The organism is Rathayibacter oskolensis, assembly GCF_900177245.1.
GTDB classification, from domain to species: Bacteria; Actinomycetota; Actinomycetes; order Actinomycetales; family Microbacteriaceae; genus Rathayibacter; species Rathayibacter oskolensis.
Genome location: NZ_FXBM01000003.1, coordinates 227,111 through 251,288, shown reverse-complemented (window position 1 = coordinate 251,288; position 24,178 = coordinate 227,111). Strand labels below are relative to the sequence as shown.

Genomic DNA, 24,178 nt, shown 5'->3' with positions numbered 1-24,178 from the left:
GGCCAGGACGTCCCGCCGCCCCACCGTTCGGAGGATCCCGTGTTCAGCATCCGCACCACCCCGATCACTGTCGGCGCAGAGGAGTTCCGCTTCACCGCCGAGATGCCGTCGACACAGCTGACGCTGTGGCGTCGCAGCCGTGTGCGCTGGACGGGTCGGGTCGACCGCATCCGGCAGCGGCAGGTCGGCGACGCCGAGCCCACTCACTACCTGCTCATGCTGCACGCCGCCATCCGCCGCTTCGACGACGACCTGTCGCTGAAGTCGGACGCGGTTCTCACCGCCCTCGACGTCAGACTCGCCGCTCTCCAGTCGGAGGCGCACCCCGAGGCCGGCGCGCTGCAGGACGAGCCGTCCGAGCACGAGCTGGCTCAGCTCGAGGGCCGCCGGCGCCAGGAGTGGGCGGCGCAGGTGAGGGCGTCCCGCCGAGCGAACGCCGAGCGGGCGACGGCACTCGGACGCGCGAGCGCGGCGAGGGCCGAGCGCGACCGCCTGTCGGCGCTCCGGGCGGGCCTGCTCGCCGAGGTCGCGACGGCTCGGCGCCTCTGCGCCGACGCGTACGAGGCGTACGCGGCTCTCTACACCAAGTCGCGCTCGGGCGTGCTCGGCCGACGCCCGTCGGCCGCGCCGAGCATCCCGCGCTACCGATCGGCACCGGAGGCGCCCACCACCCGTTCCGGAGCGCATCCGGTCGCGCAGGTGGACGAGCGCGGGACCGGCGACACCGGCACCGCGCTCTCCGACCGCGCCGCCGGGTGATCGGGACCGGTACGCGACGCACGGGGTCGGCGCACCGACGGCCCGACCCCGCCCACCCCACGAGAGGAACGACAGCATCATGAAGCTCTTCCCCCGCCGCCCCGCCCCGAGCGCGGAGCCCGAGCGGTTCGTGCCCGACACGCGCCCGATCCACACCGCGCGCGTGCCCGACTTCGAGCCGACGGTCGACACCGGCACTCTCGTTCGCCGCGCCCAGCAGAGCGCGGTCAACGAGGTGCACGGATCGTCGCAGGCCCCCGAGCAGGTGCTCGCGGGCCAGGGTCCGCTGCTGAACGACTCCACCGTCGACGCCGAGACGCGGCTGCGCTCGGTCGAGTCGGTGAAGCGCCGCACCGACGAGCGGCGGCAGGGTCTCGTGCACATCCTCGATGCGATCGGCGGGCTCCTCACCGCCCCCGTCGGTGCGGCGACGGGGGGCCTCGACCGCCTGCGCGAGCGCGAGACCGTCCTCACGGATCGCCTCGGCGCCGCCCGGGACGACGCCGAGAAGTGGGCCGAGGTGCTCGAGGGCACCCGCGAGGACGATGACGGAGCGATCAGGACGGGATCCCCGATCGCCGCGACGGCCAGCGACCATCGCCGCGTGCTGCTGCGGCTGGCGATCATCGACGCCGCCGTGGTGCTGGGGGTGGCCTCGATCGAGTTCGCCGCGGCGAGCGACTCGCTCGACCAGATCCTGCGCCCCGAGAATCCGTGGATCCCGGTGCTGTTCGCCGGCGCCGTCGTCGTCGCGTTGACCGTTCTGCCCCATCAGGTGGGCCGCGCGATCGCCGACCTCGCTGCGCTCCGGCGCGCGAAGCGTCCCGCGCCCCGCGATGAGGCGTCCACCGCGGCCGCGACGCCTCCGGCTGCCGAGCTGCTGCGCCGCGGCCGGGCGCTCGCCACCCGCTCGGTTCTCACGGTGGTGCTCGGAGGAGCGACCTGGCTGAGCGCCGGCGTGCTGCTGGGCACCCTCCGCGGGGCCGCCGAGGCGGCGCACGCGCTCAGCGAGTACGACCGCGCCCAGCAGGAGCTGCTCGCCGTCACCGGCAGCGGCAGCGTCGCCGAGGGCAGCCTGCCGTTCATCGTCGAGTACCAGGGCCTGACGACAGCGATGTGGGTGTTCTTCCTCCTGGGGATGGGCATGACCGTGCTGGTGATGAGCCTCCGCCACAATCCGGCCCGCGAGCGCGAGCTGCACGCCCGGGTGGCGGTGGAGGTGCTCGAGACCGACCTCGCCGACGTGAAGGAGCGGGCGGGGGCCGTGGAGCGGCAGATCGACTACCAGATCTCGGACATCGGGATCACCGACGGCATCTGGGCGATCGAGCCGACGAAGCTCGCCGCGCAGGCCGACGTGATCAAGGCCGAGTACTCCCAGGAGCTCGCCCTCGCGCACGGGACCCCCGAGATGACGGGCGCGGTGGAGGTGCGGGTCGAGGAGACCCGCCCGGCACCCACCGCGGTGTGGGTCCCCGAGCGGGAATCGGACGACCTCGGTTCGCTCGACCTGCCGGACTGGGCGACGTCGTGGAGGCGGGAGCCCGCCTCCGGGAGCGCCACCGAGCCGCTGCACCTCGTGGTCCCCGGCGCCGCGGCGAGCCCCGAGGCGGCACGCGGCCAGGGCGATGACGACGCGGCGGCGGCTCGATGAACCGCCTGCTGCGCTGGATGTTCGTGCGCTCCCGAGTCGACGAGCGCGACCACGGCGCCTGCGCCTGGTGCTCGTCGCCCCTGCAGCTGTGCCCGTCGTGCCTCGGCGGCTGGCGCGGCCGCCGCTGCGACTGCGGCACCGGCCTCGTGTGCCCGCAGCACGCGAAGCGCTGGATGTGACCCTCCCGATCGGGACCGGTACTCGCGCTGAGGGGGCGGCGACCCGACCGCCCCTCAGCCCCCCTCACAGGAAGAAGGACACCACCATGATCGCCACCACCCCCACTCGCGCGAGCCGCCGTGCCCGCGCCCGCCGTGCCCGCGCCCGCCTGGCACTGCTCGCCGCCGCAGCACTGGGAGCGTCCGTGCTCGCGGGCTGCGTCCCGGTCGAGAGCACGGGCGGCGACGAGGTCGTGATCATCGCCGGCACCCGCGCGAACTCGCCGGCCGTCTCGACCGGCATGGTCCTCGAGGCGCTCGACCGGATCGACGCGGTCGGCGACCGGCTGGTCGTCATCGGCGTCGAGGGGTCGCCCCGCGTGCTCTTCGATCTGACCCTCGACGAGCTGCCCGCGAACGGCCGCTCCCGCTCCGACCGGCTCGACCAGGTGAAGAACACGGCAGCGGCGGCGACGATCGCGGCTCACCCGGAGTCGGCGGAGGCCGACCTCACGGAGGCGATCGCGCTCGGGTCCACGCCCTTCTCCTCCGACGCGCGGTCGCGGACGATGGTGATCCTCGACAGCATGCTGCAGACCGCGGGGAGCCTCGCCATGCTGGACGGCGCCCTGTTCAGCGAGCCCGCCGACAGGATCGCCGCCCTCGAGGAGGCCGGCGGAGTGCCCGACCTCGAGGGCGTGACGGTGTCGGCTCCGAGACTGGGAGTGGTGGTGAGTCCGCAGGGCGAGCTGACCAGCACGGCGCGCGCGGCGCTGCAGTCGCAGTGGCAGGCGTTCTTCGAGGCGTCGGGCGCCGAGGTCGACTGGAGCAGCGACTCGCTGGTCGCTCAGCCCCAGCCGACCGCCGATCTGCCCGCCGTCACTCCGATCGACGTCTCGCGCCCGCCGGTGGTGGTGGCCGGGGACTGCCGCCGCGTCCTCCCCGACGCCGCCATCGGCTACCGGAGCGACTCGGCCGAGTTCGTCGACGAGGCGTCGGCGCTGGCGACCATCGCCGAGATCGCGCAGGCCCTCGCCGGCTGCGAGGGCGAGGTGCTGGTCGAGGCGTCGACGAGCTCCGTCGGCGACGACACCGTCAACGTGCCCCTCTCGGAGGAGCGCGGCCTCGCAGCGGCCCTGCCCCTCGCCGCGGCCCTCGGAATCGACGTGTCGGCCGTGCGCATCGTGGGCTACGGATCCTCGTGGCCGTGCCGCGTCTCCGACCGCGACGCCGAGGGTCGGCTGATCGAGCAGGCCGCGGCGCAGAACCGGACGGTCGTCGTCTCGCGGGGTGTCGCCTCCGGCACCTGCCCGTGACGGGAGCGCAGCGGGTCTCGACGGGGACCACGCGGGCGACGGGGTGTGCCGCTAGATTGACACCAGTCGACCACTACTTCGTCGGGATCACCGCTGTGCTGCTCACGTCCGTCCTTGCCGAGGTCTGGCCCCATTCGGCGCCCGAGGTGCTGCAGCTGCGCGCGTTCACCGGGTCCCTGGGGCAGCCGACGAAGAGCGCTCGGGAGTACCTGCTGCCGCCGGTGCTCGCGGGTGTGCTGAGCAAGACCGCGCTCAGCTCGCCGAGGACCGTGCTGTCGGACGACGCCGCCGAGCAGGTGCGTGCGCTCCTGGTCGAGGGGCGCGCCTCCCTCCGGGCGGCGGCGGTCTGGTGGGCGGCCCTGATCGAGGCCAACAGGCTCGAGCGCGTGATCCGCGACGATGCGGCCGCCGTCACCGCTCCGACTGCTGTCGCGCTGGCCGAGGAGCTTCCCGAGCCCTGGACGCTGGAGCCCGCGGCTCTGGCCCGGCGGGCGTCGGAGGCGCTGTCGATCAGAGGTCGGGCGCTGGCGCGGCACGGCATCCGGAGCACCGACCTCGCTCGCGCCGTGAGGGATCACGCCCAGGAGCTGACGATGCTCCTCGAGGAGGCGTGGGCCGGCGGATCCGTCGACGGCCTCCCCGCGGGGTGGGTGGAGGAGGGCGGCGCAGTCCGCGAGGCGACCTCCGCCGAGAGGGATGCGCGCGCACGCGACGACGCGGGGTGGCGAGCCGCGCTGGAGAGGTTCGTGAACCAGTGCACCCTCGCCGTCGAGGACGGAACCGACCGCGTGGTCACGGTGGTGTCGGACGCGGGCGAGCAGCGTTGGCGGGCTCTCGTCGCGGCGGCCGATTCCCGGCAGTGGTCCCCGGCCGCGAGCCTGTCGCTGACCGGCGGATCCGCGCCGGTCCGGCCGGCGCTCACCGGAGCGCTTCCGGGAGTCGCGGGCAGGGCGGGCGACGACCTGCGCGCCACGCCCGCGTACCCGCTCGACGCGAGCATCCACTCCCGGCTCTTCCGCGTCGTCAAGGACAACGACGCGAGGTTCCCGCCCGAGCTCACGGCCGAGGACGCCTTCCGCAGGGTGATCGGGGCGTCGACGCGCGTCTACGGCCTTCCGGAGTCGTGGTCCCGCGCGATGCTCGCCACGGGCATGTCCGCGATGTCGGGCGCCACCTGGGACGACGGCGGCGGGACGCTGGTGACGGCCTCGGAGGCGGCGGACCCCGCTGATCGGCTCGTCGGCGGCTATCGGCAGATGGTGGTGTCGTGGCGCGCGGTGGTGTCGCGGGCGTTCAGCACCTACGGCGATCAGGTGCGCAACCCGATCGTGCGCGCCTACCTCCGCGATGCCGGGCCCTACTACGCGGGCCGCCTGTGGACCCACGTGCTGCGGCTCGGCCTGACCTCGTCCACTCCGCCGACCGGCGAGGTCGCGTGGTCCCGCATCCACGCCGCCTTCGTCTCGACGAAGAAGCGCACCGACGACGTTCTCAAGCAGGCCGTGAACCTGGTGGGCGTCACCGGAGGCGCCCCGGGCGGCCCACCGGACGGCTCGGGCCCGGGCGGTGACGGCTACCCGTCGACGGCGACGGCGGACGACCCGGCACGGCTCCCCGCCGGCCCTCGTCCCGACCTGCCGATCGTCTCGGCGACGGCCGAGACCCTCGGTGTCGCCCGCGAGACGGTCGGCGACGACGAGGTCGACCGGTTCGTGCTGGTGGTGGGGGCGCCGACGCCCGACGCGGCGGCGCGAGCCGGCGCAGCGGAGCGGTGGGCGGCGTGGTCGCTCGAGGCGGAGCGGGCGGGGTTCCCGACCGTGCCCTTCGAGCTGGCAGCACTGCAGATACGCACGGCGATGGGCCGCGACACACCCCCAGGAATCGGGATCGGATCATGACAGAACTGCTCATCAGCCGTGACGGCGACCTGGTGGTCGTCGCCCCCGTCGGCTTCCCCGCCTCGCTCGAGCGCCGCCACACGCTCGTCGCCCTGAGCGGCGGGCACGTCGCCTTCGCGGTCGACGAGCCCGAACCCGACCTGCGCGCCGTGATCCACGACCTCGACGCGGCGATGTGGTGGCTCCCGCTCGTTCTCGGCGCCGAAGTGGCCGAATCCGCGGCGACGGCCGGCTCCGAACCGATCACCCGATCCCCGGAGGAGGCGGCTCACCCGCTGCGCGCGACCCTGCTCCGCCTCGGTCTCGCTCTGTGGCTGCGCCGCTGGTGGCCCACCCGCACCGACACCATCCCGAAGCTGCCCGCCTGGCTGCTCGACGTCGAGGCCGGCGATGTGGCGTTCGACTGCGAGGTGGCACTGGGTGACGACGACGCGCTCGCCCGTCTCCTGCTCGAGCCCCAGGTGGCGCCGCTGGGGGCGCTGCGCCTCCGGCACCAGTCGCTGCTGGGCGGCAGGCCGCTGCTCGTCTACGCCGACTCGATCCTGCAGCGGGCGGCGCACGCACTCCTCGAGAGCGGCGACCCCGACTCCGACGGCTACGCCGAGCTGGCCGAGGCCGAAGCCCGCGCCGGTCGCGAGGACGAGCTGGTGGCGCGCGAGCTCGACGATCTCGACCTCGAGCTGCTCACGATCCCGGTGGACGAGCGCGCGATGCGGGCCTCCTCCGGCTCCTCCGCCGACCGCTTCGGGTCTGCGGGCGGTGCAGATCTCAGCGGCTCGGCGTCGGTGGATCCGCTGGCGGTGCCGCCCCGGGTCGTCTCGGCGGAGGACGACGCCGTGCGCTGGCAGATCTTCGAGTTCGACGGCCGGCGGCAGTTCCGGGTCATGGTCGATGCCGACGCGGGAGCGGTCGAGCGGCGCCTCCCGCTGGGCGGCCTGTTCGCGCGCGTGGACTACGGCGACGGTCTGGTGGCGGGCGTCGCGCTGACCGCGGTGGCGGGCGGGTACGACGGCGAGACCGACCTCGACGCGACGGCTCGGCTGTCGGAGGTGCTGGTCACGGTCTACAGCGACGCGGTCGGGGCCGACGGATTCACGCCCCGCAGCGAGGCCGAGCGCAGTGCCGACCGGGCCGCGATCGCCGCCGTCGTCGACGCGCGGGTGGACCAGGCGCGTCGCGCGGTCTCGCGGGGAACCGTGCCCGAGGGCGCCTGGGCCGACCCCTTCCTCGCCGAGCTCCGGGCTGCGGGCCTCGACCTCGGCGACGAGCGATGACGGGCCTCTCCGAGCTCCTCCTCGACACCGAGAACATCTTCCGCGGCTTCCGCGCGACTCCTCCGGCGGAGGATCCGGAGCAGGAGGAGGGCGCCGAGCCGGAGGTGACGGAGGAGAGGCAGAAGCTCGCGCGGAGGCTCGCCCGCACCAGGGCCGACATCAGCTCGGTGCAGTCCCAGTTCTACGACCTCGACGAGGCCGATCACGTGCGCGGCGCGAGCGCTCGGCTGGCTCGCCTGCTGGCGGATCTGATCGACTGGACGGCTCTGACGACCGAGCTGCCCGTCGGGGCGGTCCGCAGCTACGGCAAGCCCGCCGACCAGGCGGTCCGGGCGCTCTACGCGGGTCTCGCGTCGGAGGAGGCGGACCGGCGGACGAGCTTCGCGCGCGCGCCGGCCCCCGAGATGTCGGTGTCGACCGTCCCCCCTGCCGAAGGAGCGGTGCTGCTGCTGTGGTCGGGCACCACGAAGGTGTTCCACGAGAACGTGTCCGAGGGGCCGGACGAGGGCGAGCTGGCCATGGTCGCCGGATTCCGCGCCCGCTCCGCGTCGGTGCCGTCCTTCGCCGTCGCGTGCGGCGACCGCAGGGGCCTGCGACTGATCGACGCCGAGCTGGCCGCGCGGCCGCGGGAGGTGTGGGTGGTGCTGCCGTCGTTCGCCGCCGATCTGGTGGAGCGGTTCGGAGTGGGGGCGGAGATCACCCGCGTCCCGCCGGAGCGCGCGATCACGCTGCCGCAGATCCTCCTCGACATCCGCCGCCATCGGCGGGTGGTGGTCGATGCGACGGACGAGCGCCTCGAACGCGTGCTGGCACGGGCCGCCGAGCGGCGCCGCGAGCGCGAGCGCACCCGCCAGGAGGCGCGGGACGCGACGACCCGCGGCCGGCGCATCGAGGAGCGCCTGGCCGCCCTCGACAGGGTGGACTGGGATGCGCTGGCCACCGGAGACCTCAGCTCCCCCCTCGGCGACCCGTGGCTGACGACCGCCGTCGACGTCTGGCTGCCGCGCGCGAGCGGTGACGAGGAACGCGCCCTCCTGACCTCCGGCCTGCTGGGTCGCGACCGCTCCCGCCAGCTGGTGACGACCTGCCTGCTCCTGCAGCTGACCACCGAGGTCGGCGCTCTGGCCGCGAGCGATCTCGGCGATCGGCCCCCCGCTGTCTTCTCGGCGTGGTCCACCGCCTGCCTCCTCCTCGACGGTCCGTCGACCGCACCGCGCTGACGGCCGTGTTCACCGACGGATTCGACGAGGGGCGCCTGGATCCCGAGCGCTGGGTCGACCACTACCTGCCGCAGTGGACCACTCCCGAGCGCTCCCGGGCCCGCTACGACCTCGACGGCGACGGTCTGCTCCTGCGCATCGACGCCGACCAGCCGGCCTGGCGCGACGAGGACGGCCCGATGCGCGTCTCGAACCTGCAGACCGGCTCCTTCTCCGGGCCGGTCGGCTCCGATCGGGGCACGCACCGCCACCTCCCCGGGCTGCGGGTGCGCACCGAGGTGCCGACCCGGCGGTGGTGGACTCCCCGCAGCGGCCGGGTCGAGGCGGTGCTCGAGGCGAGCCCTCACCCGGCGTGCATGCTCGCGATCTGGCTGGTCGGAGTCGAGGAGTCCGGTCCGGACGACTCCGGCGAGATCACCGTCGCCGAGCTGTTCGGCTCCCTCCGCGGCGAGCGCCGCTCGACCGTGCGCCTCGGAGTGAAGGCGGTCAACGATCCGCGGCTCCGCACCGACATCGTCGACCTCGATCTGCCGATCGACACCGCCGAGCCGCACCGCTACGCCGCCGAGTGGTCGGAGGCGGGCGTCGCCCTCTCCGTCGACGGCGCGCTCGTGCACACGGTCGAGCAGACCCTGGCCTACCCGCTGCAGTTGATGATCGACCTCTTCGAGTTCCCGGAGGCGGGCCCCCGCGATCCGGCCGCCTACCCGCGCACCGCCCGCGTCCGCAGCGTGCGCGGCGACTCCTGAGACGGCTCGCGCCCGCGCCCGGACGGCAGAGCGCTCGTCGGCCGTCCAGTCCGCGACGCGAAGACGACGAAGCCCCCGACCGGATCTCCGATTGGGGGCTTGTCCACTGCTGGTGCGCGAGGGGGGAGTTGAACCCCCACGCCCTTTCGGGCACACGGACCTGAACCGTGCGCGTCTGCCTATTCCGCCACTCGCGCTCACCACGGCACCGAAGCGCCGACGAGAAAGACTAGCACCCCGCGCCCGGCAGCCGCACCGCCGGCCTCTCCGCTCACCCCGTGCACGCTCGATGCGGCCGTGCACGCCGGATTCCGCACATCGGCGTGCACCGCGGCAGCGACGGTGCACCGCACCCCGCGCCGCACTCCGAAACCCCTCGGAGGAGCCCGCGTCCAGAGCATCCCAGTAACATGCCCGTAGCCGTGCGCGGCGCAGACCAGATCGGACTCGGCGAGGGGCGCACAGACACCCCGATCCGAGCGTGGCCGCCGAGAGGCGATGAACCGGAAGAAGACCGTGGGCATACTGGACAACTTCGAGAAGGGACTCGAGCGCGTCGTCAACGGCGCGTTCGCCAGGACCTTCAAGTCGGGGCTGCAGCCGGTCGAGCTCGCGTCGGCGCTCCGCAGGGAGCTCGACACCACCGCCGCGGTCGTCAGCCGCGACCGCATCCTGGTCCCCAACCGCCTCGCACTGCGCATGTCCGCCGCCGACCTCGACCGCATGGAGCGGCTCGGCTCGACGCTCATCGACGAGCTGACCACGGTGGCGACCGAGCACGCCAAGAAGCAGGGCTACCGCTTCTCCGGCCCCATCGAGATCTCCCTGGCCGCGGACGAGTCGCTGAGCGACGGGATGGTCGAGGTCGACTCCCGGAGCGTCAAGGGCACGGTCGCCTACTCGCCGGTGCTCGACATCGACGGCAAGCGCTACCCCCTCACGAAGGCCCGCACGGTCATCGGCCGGGGCAGCGACGCCGACATCACCATCGACGACTCCGGCACCTCCCGCAAGCACGTCGAGATCCTCTGGGACGGCACCCGCGCCCAGGTGCACGACCTCGGCTCGACCAACGGCTCCAAGCTCGACGGCAAGCCCGTCACCCAGGCTCCCCTCTCCCCCGAGCAGACCATCTCGATCGGCCGCACGCGGATCGTCTTCCGCGTCGTCCAGGGCTCCGCACCCGCGCGGGCCCCCCGCTCGTCGTCCGGTCCGGCCGGGCGCTCCTCCGACGGATTCTGGGACGACCGGCTATGAGCGAGCTCACCCTCTTCATCCTGCGCATCGCGTTCCTCGCGCTGCTCTGGTTCTTCGTGTTCGGCATCGTCTACGCGCTGCGCTCCGATCTCTTCGGGCAGCGGGTGCGCAAGCTGCCCGCGGGCGCCCAGCAGCCCGCCGGTCAGAACGACGCCCCGTTCGTCACGGCCGCGCAGCCCGTCGTCGCCCCCGCGCCGGCCGCCGCCGCGCAGCAGCCCGCCGCCCCCTCCGCCAGGCGCCCCCGCGAGACGCAGGCCGAGCGCACCGATTCGGGAGGCGTGGCCACCGTCCACACCGCTCACCGCCTCGTCATCACCTCGGGCCCGAAGCGCGGCACCGAGCTCGAGCTGAACGGCGAGCCCCTCACGATCGGCCGCTCCGCGGAGTCGGCGCTCGTGATCCGCGACGACTACACCTCGACGCACCACGCCCGCCTCCTGATCTGGAATGACGAGTGGATGATCCAGGATCTCGACTCGACCAACGGCACCTACCTCGACGGCCGGCGGGTCGGCGCGCCCACGAAGGTGCCGCTGAACACCCCCGTCAAGGTCGGCACGACCACCTTCGAACTGCGGCGGTCGTAGCGCGTGGCATCCACCCGGGAGAGCGCCGCGGAGTCGGGCGCCGTGCGTGAGAGCGCCGCCGTCTCGCACGTCGGGCGGATCCGCTCCAACAACCAGGACTCCGGCTATGCCGGGCGCCAGCTCTTCGTCGTCGCCGACGGCATGGGCGGTCATGCGGGAGGCGATGTCGCCTCCTCTATCGCGATCAAGCGCATCGCGGAGGCCGACCGCCGCTACGCCTCCACCTACGAGGCCGAGGACGAGCTCAAGCGCACCCTCCTCGCGGCGAACACCCTGCTCGCCGAGGCGGTCATCGATCACCCGGAGCTGACCGGCATGGGCACGACGGTCAGCGCGATCGTGCGGGTGGGCGAGTCGGTCGCGATCGCCCACATCGGCGACTCCCGCATCTACGTGCTGCGCGAGGGCAAGCTCGAGCAGGTCACCACCGACCACACCTTCGTGCAGCGCCTCGTCGACTCCGGGCGCATCACCGAGGAGGAGGCGATGACGCATCCGCGCCGCTCCGTCCTCATGCGGGTCCTCGGCGACGTGCACACCAACCCCGAGATCGACACGCTGACCCTCGAGACCGAGCCGGGCGACCGGTGGCTGATCTGCTCCGACGGACTCTCGGGAGTCGTGCCGCACGACGAGATCCTCAAGGAGCTCTCGCGGAGCGAGTCCGCGCAGCAGGTGGCCGACCGGCTCATCCGCGACAGCCTCTCGCACGGCGCACCCGACAACGTCACGGTCGTGATCCTCGACGTCCCGGGCGAGAACGACACCGCGCAGATGCTCGAGCCGAGCCCCGAGCCGGTGATGGTCGGCTCCGCGGCGGCCCCGACGCCCATCAGCACCGACGACTCGCAGAACCGGATCCGCATCCCGGGTCTCCGCCTGCACACCCGCGCCCCCGCGGCGCAGGGGCCGACCCACTTCGAGCCGGCCTCCGAGGACTACCTCGACGAGCTGATCGAGGAGGACCGCCGCCGCCATCTGCGCCGCCGGATCACCTGGCTGGTGGGGCTCTCGCTCGTGCTGATCGCCGGGTTCCTCGGCGTCCTGCTCGCCTACGACTGGACCCAGTCGCGCTTCTACGTCGGGACCGACGGCGACACCGTGATCATCTACCAGGGCATCCAGCAGTCGGTCGGCCCGCTCTCGCTCTCCTCGGTCAAGGAGGACACCGGCATCCCGGTCGACTCCCTCCGCGAGTACGACGTCGAGCAGCTCGAGCAGACGATCAGCGCCGACTCCTACGCCGGCGCGGTCGACATCGTCGAGCGCCTGACGGACGCGAACGGAGCACCGTGACCGCCACCGCCCCCCGACTCGAGACGCCGAAGCGAGAGCGCCCGCGCGTGCTCAAGCAGCGCCTGCGCAATCTCGAGCTGCTCCTCCTGCTCGGCGCGTGCCTGATCGACGCCTCCGCGATCCTCCTGGTGCAGCTCGGCGCTCTCGGCGCGATCGACACCACGCTCGTCTCGCTCGGCGCCGGACTGTCGGCGCTCGTGCTGGTCGTGCACGTGGTGCTGCGGTTCGCGGCTCCGGAGGCGGATCCCTTCCTCCTCCCCATCGCCACCGTCCTCAACGGCCTCGGCGTCGCCGAGATCTACCGCATCGACATCGCCGACGGCGCGACCGGCTGGGAGTCGGTCGCGGTGCGCCAGATCATCTGGAGCGCGCTGGCCGTCGTCGCGGCGATCGTGGTGCTGCTGGTCATCCGCAACCACCGGGTCCTCTTCCGCTACACCTACGTCGCCGGGTTCGCCGCGATCGTGCTGCTCCTGCTGCCGCTGCTCCCCTTCATCGGCAAGGAGGTCAGCGGGGCCCGCGTGTGGATCGGGATCGGCGACTTCTTCAGCTTCCAGCCCGGCGAGATCGCGAAGATCGCGCTCGCGGTGTTCTTCGCGGGCTACCTCGTCCGCAACCGCGACTCGCTCTCGATGGTCGGCACGACCTTCCTCAGGATGCGCTTCCCGCGGCTGCGCGACCTCGGCCCGATCCTCGTGGTCTGGGCCGTGTCGATGGCCGTGATCGTCTTCCAGCGCGACCTCGGCACCGCGCTGCTCTACTTCGGCCTGTTCCTGGTGATGCTCTACGTCGCCACGGGGCGCACGAGCTGGGTCCTGATCGGCGTCGGCCTGTTCCTCGGCGGTGCGATCATCGCGAGCCAGACGCTCGGCTACGTCGGCAACCGCTTCGCGAACTGGCTCGACGCGTTCAGCAGCGAGCGCTACAGCGCAGACCCCGGAGGCAGCTATCAGCTCGTGCAGGGTCTGTTCGGACTCGCGCACGGCGGCCTCCTCGGCACCGGTCTCGGTCAGGGCATGCCCGACATCACCCCGGTCCCCCAGTCCGACTACATCATCGCGAGCCTCGGCGAGGAGCTCGGCCTCGCGGGTCTCTTCGCGATCTTCGGCCTCTACCTCCTGCTCGTCTCGCGGGGCTTCCGCATCGGCTTCGCCGGTCAGGACGACTTCGGCCGTCTGCTGGGCGTCGGGCTCTCGTTCGTGATCGCCCTCCAGTGCTTCATCGTGATCGGAGGCGTCACCCGGGTCATCCCGCTCACCGGCCTGACGACGCCGTTCCTCGCCGCCGGCGGCTCGTCGCTGGTCGCGAACTGGATGATCGTCGCCGTCCTGCTCCGCCTGTCCGACACAGTGCGCAATCAGCCTCGTCTGGTGGTGTGATCCGTCGATGAATCCGGAACAGTCATGAACCGAGAACTGAAGCGCGTGAGCTTCGTCGTCCTGGCCATGTTCGTCGCCCTCTTCCTGTCGACGACCACCATCCAGGTGCTGCAGGCCGATGCGCTGTCCGTCGACGCGCGCAACACCCGCACGCTCTACGAGAGCTTCTCGACCGAGCGCGGTGCGATCCTGGTCGGCGGCGAGCCGATCGCCTCGTCGACGCCGTCCGACGACGTCTACAAGTTCCAGCGCCAGTACGCGAACGGCCCGCTCTACTCGGCGGTGACGGGCTACTTCACCCTCAACCAGGGCACGACCGGCATCGAGCGCTCGCTCAACGACTACCTCTCCGGCACCTCCGACTCGCAGTTCTTCGACGAGATCGACAACCTCGTGTCCGGCCAGGACCCGAAGGGCGCCTCCGTCGAGCTCTCGATCGACCCCGTCGCTCAGCAGGCCGCGTTCGACGCGCTCGGCGACTACACCGGCGCCGTCGTGGTGACCGAGCCGGCGACCGGCCGCATCCTCGCGATGGTCTCCAAGCCCACCTTCGATCCGACCTCGCTCGCCTCTCACGACACCGACGACGTGCTCGCGGCCTACCAGGCGCTGAACGACGACTCCTCGGAGCCGCTCGTGAACCGCGCCATCGGCGGATCCCTGAACCCGCCGGGCTCGGTCTTCAAGCTGGTCGTCGCCTCCGCCGCGCTCGAGTCGGGCCGCTTCACTCCCGAGTCGAGCTTCCCGAACCAGCAGGCCTACACCCTCCCCGGGACGAGCACGCAGGTGACGAACTCCGGAGGCGGGCTCTGCGGCTCCGGAGACACGGTCACGCTCGCGACGGCGGTCTCGCTCTCGTGCAACGTCCCGATGGCCGAGATGGGCGTCGAGCTGGGCGCCGACGCGATCCGCGGGCAGGCCGAGAAGTTCGGGTTCGACACCGAGATCGAGATCCCGATGTCGGTGGAGGCGAGCACCTACCCGCAGACGACGGACGACGCGCAGACGGCCCTCACGGCCTTCGGCCAGTACGAGGTCCGGGCGACCCCGCTGCAGATCGCGATGGTCTCGGCGGCCATCGCGAACGGCGGAGAGGTCATGCAGCCGAGTCTCGTCGACGTGATCCGCTCGCAGGATCTGAGCGTGCTGCAGCAGTTCGAGGAGAGGTCCCTCGGGCGGGCCGTCAGCCAGGAGACGGCGGACGCCGTGAAGGCCATGATGGTCGCCAGCGTCGAGGACGGCGCGGCGACGAATGCAACAATAGGGGGCGTCACCGTGGCCGGTAAGACCGGCACCGCCGAGAACGGCGGGGACGACCCCTACACCCTCTGGTTCACCGGATTCGCGCCTGCGGACGACCCGCAGTACGCCATCACCGTCCTCGTCGAGGACGGCGGGGGGCTCGGCCAGACCGGGTACGGCAATCTCCTCGCCGCACCCATCGGACAACAGGTACTAGAGGCGGTGCTGAACAAATGAGACCCACCACAGGGCTCACCTTCGGGGGACGTTACGAGCTGCAGTCCCGGATCGCCATCGGCGGCATGGGAGAGGTGTGGCAGGCGACCGATCTCGTGATCGGCCGCACCATCGCGATCAAGATCCTGAAGGACGAGTACCTCGGCGATCCGGGCTTCCTCGAGAGGTTCCGCGCCGAGGCGCGTCACGCAGCGCTCGTGAACCACGAGGGCATCGCCAACGTCTACGACTACGGCGAGGAGGACGGCTCGGCCTACCTCGTGATGGAGCTCGTCCCCGGCGAGGCGCTCTCGACCGTCCTCGAGCGCGAGCGGGTCCTCTCGACCGACAAGGTCCTCGACATCGTCGCGCAGACCGCGCTCGCCCTGCACGCCGCCCACGCCGCGGGTCTCGTGCACCGCGACGTCAAACCGGGCAACCTGCTGATCACGCCCGACGGCCGCGTCAAGATCACCGACTTCGGCATCGCGCGCATCGCCGACCAGGTGCCGCTGACGGCGACCGGTCAGGTCATGGGCACCGTCCAGTACCTCTCCCCGGAGCAGGCGAGCGGTCAGCCCGCGTCGCCCGCCACCGACATCTACTCGCTCGGCATCGTCGCCTACGAGTGCCTGGCCGGGCGCCGCCCGTTCACGGGCGAGTCGCAGGTCGCGATCGCCATGGCTCAGATCAACGACACGCCTCCGGAGCTGCCGGTCACGGTCGCCGAGCCCGTGCGGAACCTCGTCTACTCCTGCATCGCCAAGAAGCCGGCCGACCGGCCGGCGACCGCCGCGCACCTCGCCCGCGCCGCGCAGGCCCTGCGCTCCGGCGACGTCCGGGGCGCGGCCCTCGCCGTGCCCGCCGTGGCGGGGGATCTGCCGACGACGCAGGCCACCACCGTCCTGCCGTCCGCCCCCGGCTCGACGCAGGCCACCACCGTGCTCCCCTCGAACGCGACGACGGCCCTCGGCGTCGGCGCCCTGGTGGGAGTCGAGGACGCCCCGCTCGCGGCCGAGGAGCCGCGCAAGCGCAGCCCGTGGACCTGGCCGCTGCTCGCGCTGATCGTGATCCTCGCGGTCGTGATCGCCGGCACGATCTTCGCGCTGACGACCGGAGGCGGGACGCAGGCCGATCCCACGCCGAGCGTCACGCAGAGCCAGACTCCGAGCCCGACTCCCACACCGACCCCCACTCCCACGCCGACCCCCACCTCGAGCACCGAGGTCATCGACCGGGCCGCCTACGTCGGGCGCCCGTTCGACGAGGTGCAGGCCGAGCTCACCGAGCTCGGCATGGGCGTCTCGCGCGAGGACGGCTCGAGCGCCGCCTCCGCCGACCAGGTCGGGCTCGTCGAAGACGTCAATCCGACCGCCAACGTCGTCAAGGGCACCACCATCGTGGTGACCACCTACACCGAGGTCGCCGTCCCCGATGCGCCGAGCGCGGTCCCGACCGTGACGCCGGCCGCGTCGAGCGTCGCGACGGGAGCCGTCTTCAACGTGACCTGGAGCAACTACAACCAGTGCCCGAGCGGCACGTCGGTCACCGGGTACCGCACCACGGTCTCCGGAGAGGGCGCGGCGGTGACGAGCACCAACCCGTCGAACTCGACGACCGCCACGATCCAGGCGGGCCCGGAGGCGGGCACCATCGACGTCACCTACACCGTCATCTGCGGCGAGACGGAGTCGGCCGCCTCCCCGACCCTGACCGTCACGGTCGACGCCCCCGCCCCAACGCCGACCCCGTCCGCGACGAGGACGCCCACCTCGTCGAGCACCCCCGCCGAGTAGCCGCCGGCGCGACGCGGGAGGACCGCCGGCGTCGACGCCTCCTGGTCGAGCAGCCGCCGCAGGCGGCGTACCGAGACCGACCTCGCTGCGAACCCCGGCCACTCTCCCGCTTCTGCCCCCCGGCCGCGCCCGACGGGAAGTGCCGGGGGCCGAATGTACACTTGCCGTGGCTCCCCCGGGGGCCGTGCCACACGGGAAGTACAGGGGAGCGTGCGCGTGACGGATGAGGGTCGCCTGATCGCTGGACGGTATCAGGTCGGGCCCCGGCTCGGGCGCGGCGGCATGTCCGAGGTCTACCTCGGCACCGACACCCGCCTCGGGCGGACGGTCGCCATCAAGGAGCTGAAGCTCTCCCTCTCCTCCGACTCCGCGTTCCGGCTGCGGTTCCGGCAGGAGGCGCAGGCCGCGTCCCGCATGTCGCACCCGACCATCGTCCGCGTCTTCGACGCCGGCGAGGAGGTCTCCCTCGACGAGAACGGCGCAGAGAGCCGCCGTCCGTTCATCATCATGGAGCACATCGAGGGCCGCCTGCTCAAGGACGTCATCGCCGAGGGCCCGGTCGACGTCGACGAGGCCGTGCGCATCACCGAGGGGATCCTCACGGCCCTCGAGTACTCGCACCGAGCCGGAGTCGTGCACCGCGACATCAAGCCCGGCAACATCATGATCACCCCGTCGGGTCAGGTGAAGGTGATGGACTTCGGCATCGCGCGCGCCGTCTCCGACTCGGCCGCCACCGTCGCTCAGACCACGGCCATCCTCGGCACCGCCGCCTACTTCTCCCCCGAGCAGGCGAAGGGCGAGCAGGTCGACGCCCGCAGCGACCTCTACTCGGCGGGCATCGTCCTCTTCGAGCTCCTCACCGGGCGCGCGCCCTTCCGCGGCGACACCCCGGTGGCGGTCGCGTACCAGCACGTCAGCGAGACCCCGCCCGCGCCGAGCTCGATCAACCCCGCGGTGAGTCCCGGACTCGACGCCGTCGTCGCCCGGGCCCTCTCGAAGGACCGCTACGAGCGCTTCCAGGGCGCCGCCGAGTTCCGCGACGATCTGCGCGACGCGGCCGCCGGGCGCCTCCCCGACCACCGGCCGATCGACGAGCTGACGACCTCGCTCTTCGCGGCGCGCAGCCAGGGAGGCATGAACGACTCCGAGCTCGCCCTGAGGCAGCTCGCCGAGGACAACTCGATCGTGCGGACGCAGCGTCGGCCCCCCGTGCTGTGGATCTGGTCGTCGATCGTCGTCCTCGCGGTGATCGTCGCGGCCCTGGTGATCTGGGTCCTCACACTCCAGCCCACCACCACCCTCCCCTCGCAGTCACGGGAGGTGCCGACCCTGACCGGCACGAGCTACGACAGCGCTCAGGCGACCCTGACGGCACTCGATCTGGTGCCGAGCGAGCTCACCGAGTTCAGCGACACGGTGGCCGCCGGCGACGTGATCCGCACCGATCCGGGATCGGGCACGATCGTCGCGCCCGAGACGGTGATCCGCGTCTACGTCTCTCAGGGCGCCGAGCCCATCGCCGTTCCCGAGATCGCGGGCACGGCGCTCGGCGACGCCATCGCGGCGCTGACGGAGGCGGGCCTCGTCGAGGGCTCGCAGACCCGGCAGAACTCGCCGACCGTCGCCGCCGACGTCGTGCTCTCGAGCTCCCCCGCCGCCGGGCAGCAGGCCACGCCGGGCTCCGCGGTCGATCTCGTCGTCTCCTCGGGCAATGTCGCACTCCCCGATCTGGTCGGCCAGTCGCTGAGCAGCGCACTGGCGACCCTCGCCGGCGAGCAGCTGCAGCTCATCGGCGTCGAGGCTCCTGACGAGACCTGCGACTCGGTGCGGGCGAATCCGCCCATCACCACGCAGTCGCTTCCTCCGGGAGACGTCCCTCAGGGCTCCACGGTGACGCTCGGGTACTGCGCCGGCTGATCGATCACGTCTGCTGACCAACAAGGGCGACTGACCGGGCGGGGCGAGCGACCGGGCGGGGCGGCTGCCCCCGACGGGCGACTATGCGCGCCGGGCTCCGGCGAGCGGCTGCTCGAGCCGAACCAGGTTGTCCTGCCCGTCGCGCTCGACGGGAGCGCCGATCCTCCCGCGGATATCGCTCGGGGTCAGCCCCTCCCGGCGCTTCAGCGCACGGCGCAGGTGATCAGCGGAGGAGAAACCCGAGGCGCTCGCGATCGCCTCGAGCGGCACCTCCCGGGGCCGCCGGCGCAGCAGCTCGACGGCGCTCGCGACTCGCGAGCGCTCGATCTCGCTGGCGACCGTCGTGCCCGCGTCCTCGAACAGGCGCTGCAGCGATCGGGTCGACACGTTCACCGCGTCGGCGACGGCCTCCGGCGTGCAGCGGGGTGTTCGGTGGGTGCGGTCGATGACGGTGCGCGCCCTGCTGAGCGTCGCGGCTCGCACGCTGGTGGTCCCCGGCTGGGAGCCGACCGCGGCGAGGAACGCGCTGACCAGCAGCTGCTTGACCACGTGGGTGAAACCGCCGACCTCGGCCTCTCCGGGAAGCCCGGTGCCCGATTCGGCCGCCAGGGCGAACGCGGTGGTGAAGGCGAAGGCGGCGCGGGTGGATCGGGCGTCGGGATCGAGCGCGTACACGCCGGACTCGGTGTCGAAGCCGTAGCGGCGCATCTCGTCCGAGCGGAGCGAGATCTGCAGAACGGTCGCCGGAGTCGTCGACTCCGTCGTGAACGTCGTCATCCCCGGCTGGTACGAGATCGAGCCCGGTCGCAGCAGGACCGTCCGCTCGGGACCGACGAGGCGGATGAACCCCTCGACGACGAACGTGAAGTTGAGGACGGAGGCGTCGTCGGCACCCCACGTCCCGCGGAGCACCCGGAGGGGCGACATCGTCATGAGCGTCGCATTCATCCCGCCCGTGGCGAAGCCGGATCCGGAGATCCGCGGAAGAGTTCCGGGCTTCACGACGATCCGCGGACCGAGACTCTCGATCTCGCGAATTCCCGAATAGGACCAGGAAATCGGATCCACCATACGATCTCCCGACAGTGTCGTCATCGCGTGCAGCCCCCTGCTGACGCCCTCCGATTATGCATGGAAGGAGCGCCGCATTCTCCGTCGCGAGTCCGTCAAATCGCGACACCACCTTGGGGGGCTTCAGACCGAGACCGATCTGTGTGCGCCCCGTTCTCGCGGCGATCCGGCCCGCCGGGGGCGCCCTCCTAGCGCCTCGGTGGCGCAGACCGCATGCCGCTTGACGGGTATGCACCACCCCCGAGCGGGGCACAGGAGGCCGACAAGACTTTCGCACTCCTCGTCGTGAATAGCCGGGCGATATCTCTGACGACTTCTGCGCAAAGGCGATCGGAGAAGCAGGAATCGTGCTCGGACCCATCGAAGAGGGGGCCGATCCTGCGACTTCTCCGCCGCCGGCTTAGCCCGGCCGGACTTCGCCCAGCCAATTGCCGAGAAGACGGCGCCCGCCCTCCGTGAGCACCGACTCCGGGTGGAACTGCACCCCGACGATCGGCGCACGTCGATGCCGGACGCCCATCACCACGTCCTCCCCCGTCGTCGCGATGACCTCGAGCTCCTCGGGCAGCGACGCGCGATCGACCGCCAGCGAGTGGTAGCGCATCGCCTCGAAGCCGGAGGGGAGCCCCGCGAAGAGTCGATCGCCGTCGTGCAGCACCGGCGAGGTCCGACCGTGGAACAGCACCGGTGCCGTCGTCACGCGCCCACCGAGCGCGCGCGCGATCACCTGCTGGCCGAGGCACACCCCGAGCAGTGGCCTCCCGGTGTCGACCGCGCTCTGCACGAGGGCGAGCGAGGTCGTCGCCTCCTCCGGACGCCCCGGTCCCGGCGACAGGAGGACGCCGTCGCTCCGACCGGCACGTGCGATCGCCTCGCCGGCCGAGAGGTCGCCGCCCTCGACGAGCTGCACCTCGGCGCCCAGCTCCCTGAGATAGTCGACCAGGGTGAAGACGAAGCTGTCGTGGTGATCGACGACGAGGATGCGGGTCGTCGAGGACCCCCCGGTCCGGATCACTCCTGGACGGTGACGTTCTGATCGAAGACCAACGTCTGCACCCAGGGGAAGACCCACTCGACGAGAGCCGCCAGGACGGCCGCCACCAGCACGAGCACGAGAAGCAGCCGGACCCACCAGGGCCCGGGGAGGATGCGCCACAGTGCCGCGTACACGCTCAGCCCTCCTGCGCGAGCGATGCCGCGATCTCGGCGGGCGCTCCGGCCGAGCGGGGCTGCCACGACTCGAGTACCCCGTAGGCGATGATCCGCTCGGCGGTGGAGTAGAGCGGATTGCAGCTCGTGAGGGTGATCAGGCGGTCGGTCGGTGCGACGTCGGTCGTCCACGGCACCGGGTCGATGACCTGGACGTCGGAGGGCTGCACGTACTCGAGGTTGCGGAACCGGTAGGTGTACCAGCCGTCGGCCGTCTCGATGTAGATCGCATCGCCCAGCTGCAGCTCGTCGATGAGGTGCATGCCTCCCCCGTAGGCGCTGCGGTGCGCCGCGAGGGCGAAGTTGCCGATCTCGCCCGGCATCTGCGTGCCCGGGTAGTGGCCGATGCTGCCCTCGTCGAGGACCCCGGCCGCGTCGACGCCCTCGGCGATCGTCCTGACCCAGCCGTCTCCGTACCGGGGGATGTAGAGGTTGCCGAACGACGTGTCGATCGCCGCGACCGACGCGACGACGGGGTCTCCGTAGCCGGCGGGTGCCTCCCCCGCCGTCTCGGTCGGCTGGGGGGCCGGCACGGTCTCCGTGTCGCCCCAGCTCTGACGCAGCTCGGCCGCCTCCGAGGTCTGCTGACCGGCGATGACCGCGTCGTTCCACCACAGCTGCCAGCCGAGGAAGAGGAGGACGAGGACACCGGCCGTGATGAGCAGCTCGCCGACCACGCCGAAGAACGAGATCCGGCGTCGAGGGCGGGCCCGGCGTCGCGTCGTCCGGGGGCGCAGCTGTCCCGCCTCTGCCTGCTCCTCGGTCATGCGTCGAGTCTAAGCGCGCGTCGGATGCCGGCGGTCCGGCTCGATCGCGGTCTGTGGAGGGCTCTCCACAGGCCCCGACCAGGGCCTCGACTGCCGCGTCGACGCCTCGGCCCGGTACAGTGGAGGCCATGGCACGAGCGACGAAGAGCCCGAATCCCGAGCGCGACGACGCCCGAACGGGAGAGACCACTCCCAACCCGGTCTGGTTCAAGCCGGTGATGTTCGGCTTCATGCTGCTCGGGCTCGCCTGGATCATCGTCTTCTACGTCAGCCAGGGCCTCCTGCCGATCCCCGATCTCGGCAATCTCAACATCCTCATCGGTTTCGGGATCGCCTTCATCGGGTTCCTCATGACGACCCGCTGGCGCTGATCCCTTCTCTCTCGTGAACGACGCCCCGTCCGGCCCGCCGACGGGGCGTTCGTCGTCCGTCGCGCGACTGCGCGCGGCGGGCTGCGTCTTCGCGGAGGAGGAGGCCGAGCTCCTCGAGGAGGCGTCCGGGTCCGAGGGCGTGCTCGACTCGCTGCTGCGGCGTCGCGAGGCCGGAGAGCCGCTGGAGCAGATCCTCGGCTGGGTCGCCTTCCGCGGTCTGCGGATCCCCGTGGCTCCCGGAGTGTTCGTGCCGCGAGTGCGGACCGGGTTCGTCGTCGACACCGCCCTCCGCATGCTCGGCCGAGCAGACGCGACCGTTCTCGATCTGTGCTGCGGTGCGGGCGCGATCGCCCGCTCCCTCGCCGAGGAGCGGCCCGGTCTCCGCCTGATCGCCGCAGACCTCTCCCCCGTCGCCGTCGCCTGCGCGCGGCGCACGCTCGCCGGGATCGCGCCGGTCTTCGAGGGCGACCTGTTCGACGCCCTGCCCGCGTCGGAGCGCGGAGGCATCGACCTCGTGGTGGTGAACGCGCCCTACGTGCCGACCGCGGCCATCGCCCTCATGCCTCCCGAGGCACGCCTCCACGAGCCAGCCCTCTCGCTCGACGGGGGGACCGACGGCCTCGACCTGCACCGGAGGATCGCACGCGAGGCTCCCGAGTGGCTCGCGGAGTCGGGTGGGGTCGTCATCGAGACGAGTCGCGTCCAGTCCGGAGCGACGGCCGGGGCGTTCACCGAGGCGGGTCTCGCGACGGAGATCCTCACCGACGACGACCTCGATGCGACGGTCGTCGTGGCGACCCGCCGGCGAACTACACGCCTGTAATTATCCCCAGCTGTGGAAACTCCTGTGGAGAAGTACCTCGGGCGCCCGTTCGGGAGCCGTAGCGGCCCGATTCCCGTTCCGACGCGGGACGTCGAGCCGTCGGGCGGCTCGGGAGGGCTGTCCTGGGAATTACAGGACCGTAGTTCTCCCCAGTGTTAACAACACTGTGGATAACTCCGTCCCCACCCCGACGCGAGGGTGTGCAGAACGCGGTGGCCGAGTCGTGAGGTCGTAACCGTCGAGACCGGTTATCCCAGGGGAGACCCGCCTCGCGCTCGCTCCCGAACGCCGAACGCGTCAGGCTAGGACGTACGCCGCCGCGGTGATCGCCACGAGACCGGCACCGATCGACGCCACCAGGAGGTTCTGGGTCCTCCGCTGAGCGCGCTGACGGGTCCGCGTGTAGACGAGCCCGATGAGGGCGCCGGCGACGAGCCCGCCCACATGCGCCTGCCATGCCACGTTCATCCCGGGGAGGAAGCCGATCACCAGGTTCAGTCCGACCAGCACCAGCAGCTGCGACGCCTGACCGCCGAGGTGCCTCAGGATCACCAGGTAGGCGCCCATCAGGCCGAAGATCGCTCCGGAGGCGCCGAGCACCGGGGTGAGCGGGTTCGAGAGCAGCAGCACGCCGACGGAACCGGCGAAGCCGCTCAGCAGGAACAGCGCCAGGTAGCGGCCGCGGCCGAGCATCCGCTCGAGCGCCATGCCGAACACCCACAGCGTGTACATGTTCAGCACCAGGTGGAACGGGACGACGAAGAACAGCGATGTGCTGTGCAGGAAGACCGAGGTGAGCATCCGCCACGGCTCGAAGTCGGCTCCGAAGCCCGGGAGCGTGTACGCGGGTGCATAGAGGAGGGAGTTGATCACCGGCCCACCGACGAACGGCAGGACCTCGAGGATCCAGACGAAGACGCAGAGCGCGATGATCGCGTAGGTCACGGTGGGCTGATCGGCCCGGGTCATGCTCCGCAGGCGCACCATCAACGGGCCGCGGGTGCGCGGAGCCTGGCTGCGCTGCTGCGCCATGTCGTCGGGGCAGATGACGCCGACCGGCGCAGCGGTCTGGCACTCGCCGCAGATGGTGCGGCCGCACCGCTGGCAGCGCACGAAGCTCTGCCGATCGGGATGGCGGTAGCACGTCGTGGTGCTGCTCGGCGGAACCTGGGTCACTGACGCGCCTCCGGGGAGAACGAGGGCCGGGCCCGAACGG

General features: G+C 72.0%; 22 protein-coding genes and 1 tRNA gene. 17 read left to right on the top strand and 6 right to left on the bottom strand.

Going from position 1 to position 24,178, the window contains the following annotated elements; genetic code table 11:
• The first annotated feature begins 39 nt into the window (after nucleotides 1-39).
• The 8 genes from B9Y99_RS18605 (at nucleotide 40) to B9Y99_RS16200 (ending at nucleotide 9,028) form a co-directional block, all read left to right on the top strand.
• Nucleotides 40-759, top strand: coding sequence for a hypothetical protein (locus B9Y99_RS18605; protein WP_129588090.1), 720 nt, complete (start codon nucleotides 40-42; stop codon nucleotides 757-759).
• 79 nt (nucleotides 760-838) lie between these two features.
• Nucleotides 839-2,413 (top strand): hypothetical protein, encoded by a 1,575-nt coding sequence (locus tag B9Y99_RS16230; protein ID WP_129588089.1) that lies wholly within the window; start codon nucleotides 839-841, stop codon nucleotides 2,411-2,413.
• Nucleotides 2,410-2,592, top strand: a complete 183-nt coding sequence (locus tag B9Y99_RS16225; protein ID WP_085477660.1) for a hypothetical protein — start codon at nucleotides 2,410-2,412, stop codon at nucleotides 2,590-2,592. The genes B9Y99_RS16230 and B9Y99_RS16225 overlap by 4 nt, the downstream gene beginning before the upstream one ends.
• 86 nt (nucleotides 2,593-2,678) lie before the next feature.
• Nucleotides 2,679-3,887, top strand: coding sequence for an OmpA family protein (locus tag B9Y99_RS16220; protein ID WP_085477659.1), 1,209 nt, complete (start codon nucleotides 2,679-2,681; stop codon nucleotides 3,885-3,887).
• 56 nt (nucleotides 3,888-3,943) lie between these two features.
• The gene (locus B9Y99_RS16215; protein ID WP_085477658.1) at nucleotides 3,944-5,785 is read left to right on the top strand and encodes a hypothetical protein; all 1,842 of its coding nucleotides are present in this window, start codon (nucleotides 3,944-3,946) and stop codon (nucleotides 5,783-5,785) included.
• Complete coding sequence (locus B9Y99_RS16210) at nucleotides 5,782-7,059, top strand: hypothetical protein (protein ID WP_085477657.1); 1,278 nt, start codon at nucleotides 5,782-5,784, stop codon at nucleotides 7,057-7,059. Before B9Y99_RS16215 ends, B9Y99_RS16210 begins: the two co-directional genes overlap by 4 nt.
• A complete protein-coding gene (locus B9Y99_RS16205; RefSeq protein ID WP_085477656.1) occupies nucleotides 7,056-8,279 on the top strand; it encodes a hypothetical protein in 1,224 nt (407 codons plus the stop codon). The genes B9Y99_RS16210 and B9Y99_RS16205 overlap by 4 nt, the downstream gene beginning before the upstream one ends.
• A complete protein-coding gene (locus B9Y99_RS16200) occupies nucleotides 8,228-9,028 on the top strand; it encodes a glycoside hydrolase family 16 protein (RefSeq protein WP_208856998.1) in 801 nt (266 codons plus the stop codon). The genes B9Y99_RS16205 and B9Y99_RS16200 overlap by 52 nt, the downstream gene beginning before the upstream one ends.
• A gap of 110 nt (nucleotides 9,029-9,138) precedes the next feature.
• Here B9Y99_RS16200 and B9Y99_RS16195 read toward each other — a convergent pair.
• Nucleotides 9,139-9,225, bottom strand: a tRNA-Leu gene (locus B9Y99_RS16195).
• Between the two features lie 319 nt (nucleotides 9,226-9,544).
• Between B9Y99_RS16195 and B9Y99_RS16190 the strand changes: the two genes are divergently transcribed.
• The 7 genes from B9Y99_RS16190 to pknB all read left to right on the top strand — a co-directional run bounded on the left by B9Y99_RS16190 (nucleotide 9,545) and on the right by pknB (nucleotide 18,721).
• Nucleotides 9,545-10,285: an FHA domain-containing protein gene (locus B9Y99_RS16190; RefSeq protein WP_085477871.1), complete on the top strand. Its 741-nt coding sequence runs from the start codon at nucleotides 9,545-9,547 to the stop codon at nucleotides 10,283-10,285.
• Nucleotides 10,282-10,872 carry an FHA domain-containing protein FhaB/FipA gene (locus tag B9Y99_RS16185; RefSeq protein WP_085477655.1) on the top strand — a complete coding sequence of 197 codons (591 nt, stop codon included), beginning with the start codon at nucleotides 10,282-10,284 and terminating at the stop codon, nucleotides 10,870-10,872. The genes B9Y99_RS16190 and B9Y99_RS16185 overlap by 4 nt, the downstream gene beginning before the upstream one ends.
• 3 nt (nucleotides 10,873-10,875) lie before the next feature.
• The gene (locus tag B9Y99_RS16180; RefSeq protein WP_244275008.1) at nucleotides 10,876-12,168 is read left to right on the top strand and encodes a Stp1/IreP family PP2C-type Ser/Thr phosphatase; all 1,293 of its coding nucleotides are present in this window, start codon (nucleotides 10,876-10,878) and stop codon (nucleotides 12,166-12,168) included.
• Nucleotides 12,165-13,547, top strand: a complete 1,383-nt coding sequence (locus tag B9Y99_RS16175; protein ID WP_085477654.1) for an FtsW/RodA/SpoVE family cell cycle protein — start codon at nucleotides 12,165-12,167, stop codon at nucleotides 13,545-13,547. The genes B9Y99_RS16180 and B9Y99_RS16175 overlap by 4 nt, the downstream gene beginning before the upstream one ends.
• A gap of 24 nt (nucleotides 13,548-13,571) precedes the next feature.
• Nucleotides 13,572-15,026 (top strand): peptidoglycan D,D-transpeptidase FtsI family protein, encoded by a 1,455-nt coding sequence (locus B9Y99_RS16170; RefSeq protein WP_085477653.1) that lies wholly within the window; start codon nucleotides 13,572-13,574, stop codon nucleotides 15,024-15,026.
• Nucleotides 15,023-16,801, top strand: a complete 1,779-nt coding sequence (locus tag B9Y99_RS16165) for a protein kinase domain-containing protein (protein ID WP_085477652.1) — start codon at nucleotides 15,023-15,025, stop codon at nucleotides 16,799-16,801. Before B9Y99_RS16170 ends, B9Y99_RS16165 begins: the two co-directional genes overlap by 4 nt.
• Before the next feature lie 153 nt (nucleotides 16,802-16,954).
• Entirely contained in the window at nucleotides 16,955-18,721 is a 1,767-nt protein-coding gene (pknB, locus tag B9Y99_RS16160) for a Stk1 family PASTA domain-containing Ser/Thr kinase (RefSeq protein ID WP_085477651.1), read from the top strand.
• 81 nt (nucleotides 18,722-18,802) lie between these two features.
• Here the strand turns inward: pknB and B9Y99_RS16155 are convergent, their stop codons facing one another.
• The 4 genes from B9Y99_RS16155 to B9Y99_RS16145 all read right to left on the bottom strand — a co-directional run bounded on the left by B9Y99_RS16155 (nucleotide 18,803) and on the right by B9Y99_RS16145 (nucleotide 21,768).
• Nucleotides 18,803-19,654: a helix-turn-helix domain-containing protein gene (locus tag B9Y99_RS16155; RefSeq protein WP_129588088.1), complete on the bottom strand. Its 852-nt coding sequence runs from the start codon at nucleotides 19,652-19,654 to the stop codon at nucleotides 18,803-18,805.
• 538 nt (nucleotides 19,655-20,192) lie between these two features.
• Entirely contained in the window at nucleotides 20,193-20,807 is a 615-nt protein-coding gene (locus tag B9Y99_RS16150) for an anthranilate synthase component II (RefSeq protein WP_244275004.1), read from the bottom strand.
• Nucleotides 20,804-20,962 (bottom strand): hypothetical protein, encoded by a 159-nt coding sequence (locus tag B9Y99_RS18895; RefSeq protein WP_165759654.1) that lies wholly within the window; start codon nucleotides 20,960-20,962, stop codon nucleotides 20,804-20,806. Before B9Y99_RS18895 ends, B9Y99_RS16150 begins: the two co-directional genes overlap by 4 nt.
• Nucleotides 20,963-20,964: 2 nt before the next feature.
• Nucleotides 20,965-21,768, bottom strand: coding sequence for a class E sortase (locus B9Y99_RS16145; protein WP_085477649.1), 804 nt, complete (start codon nucleotides 21,766-21,768; stop codon nucleotides 20,965-20,967).
• Between the two features lie 128 nt (nucleotides 21,769-21,896).
• Here B9Y99_RS16145 and B9Y99_RS16140 point away from each other — a divergent pair, with 128 nt between their 5' ends.
• Together B9Y99_RS16140 and B9Y99_RS16135 are read left to right on the top strand one after the other, a co-directional pair.
• Nucleotides 21,897-22,139 (top strand): cell division protein CrgA, encoded by a 243-nt coding sequence (locus B9Y99_RS16140; RefSeq protein WP_085477648.1) that lies wholly within the window; start codon nucleotides 21,897-21,899, stop codon nucleotides 22,137-22,139.
• Nucleotides 22,140-22,152: 13 nt separating this feature from the next.
• Nucleotides 22,153-22,962 carry a putative protein N(5)-glutamine methyltransferase gene (locus tag B9Y99_RS16135; RefSeq protein ID WP_085477647.1) on the top strand — a complete coding sequence of 270 codons (810 nt, stop codon included), beginning with the start codon at nucleotides 22,153-22,155 and terminating at the stop codon, nucleotides 22,960-22,962.
• Nucleotides 22,963-23,259: 297 nt separating this feature from the next.
• Here B9Y99_RS16135 and B9Y99_RS16130 read toward each other — a convergent pair whose 3' ends face one another.
• On the bottom strand, nucleotides 23,260-24,138 hold the full coding sequence (locus B9Y99_RS16130; protein ID WP_085477646.1) for a rhomboid family intramembrane serine protease: 879 nt from the start codon (nucleotides 24,136-24,138) through the stop codon (nucleotides 23,260-23,262).
• Between the last annotated feature and the right edge of the window lie 40 nt (nucleotides 24,139-24,178).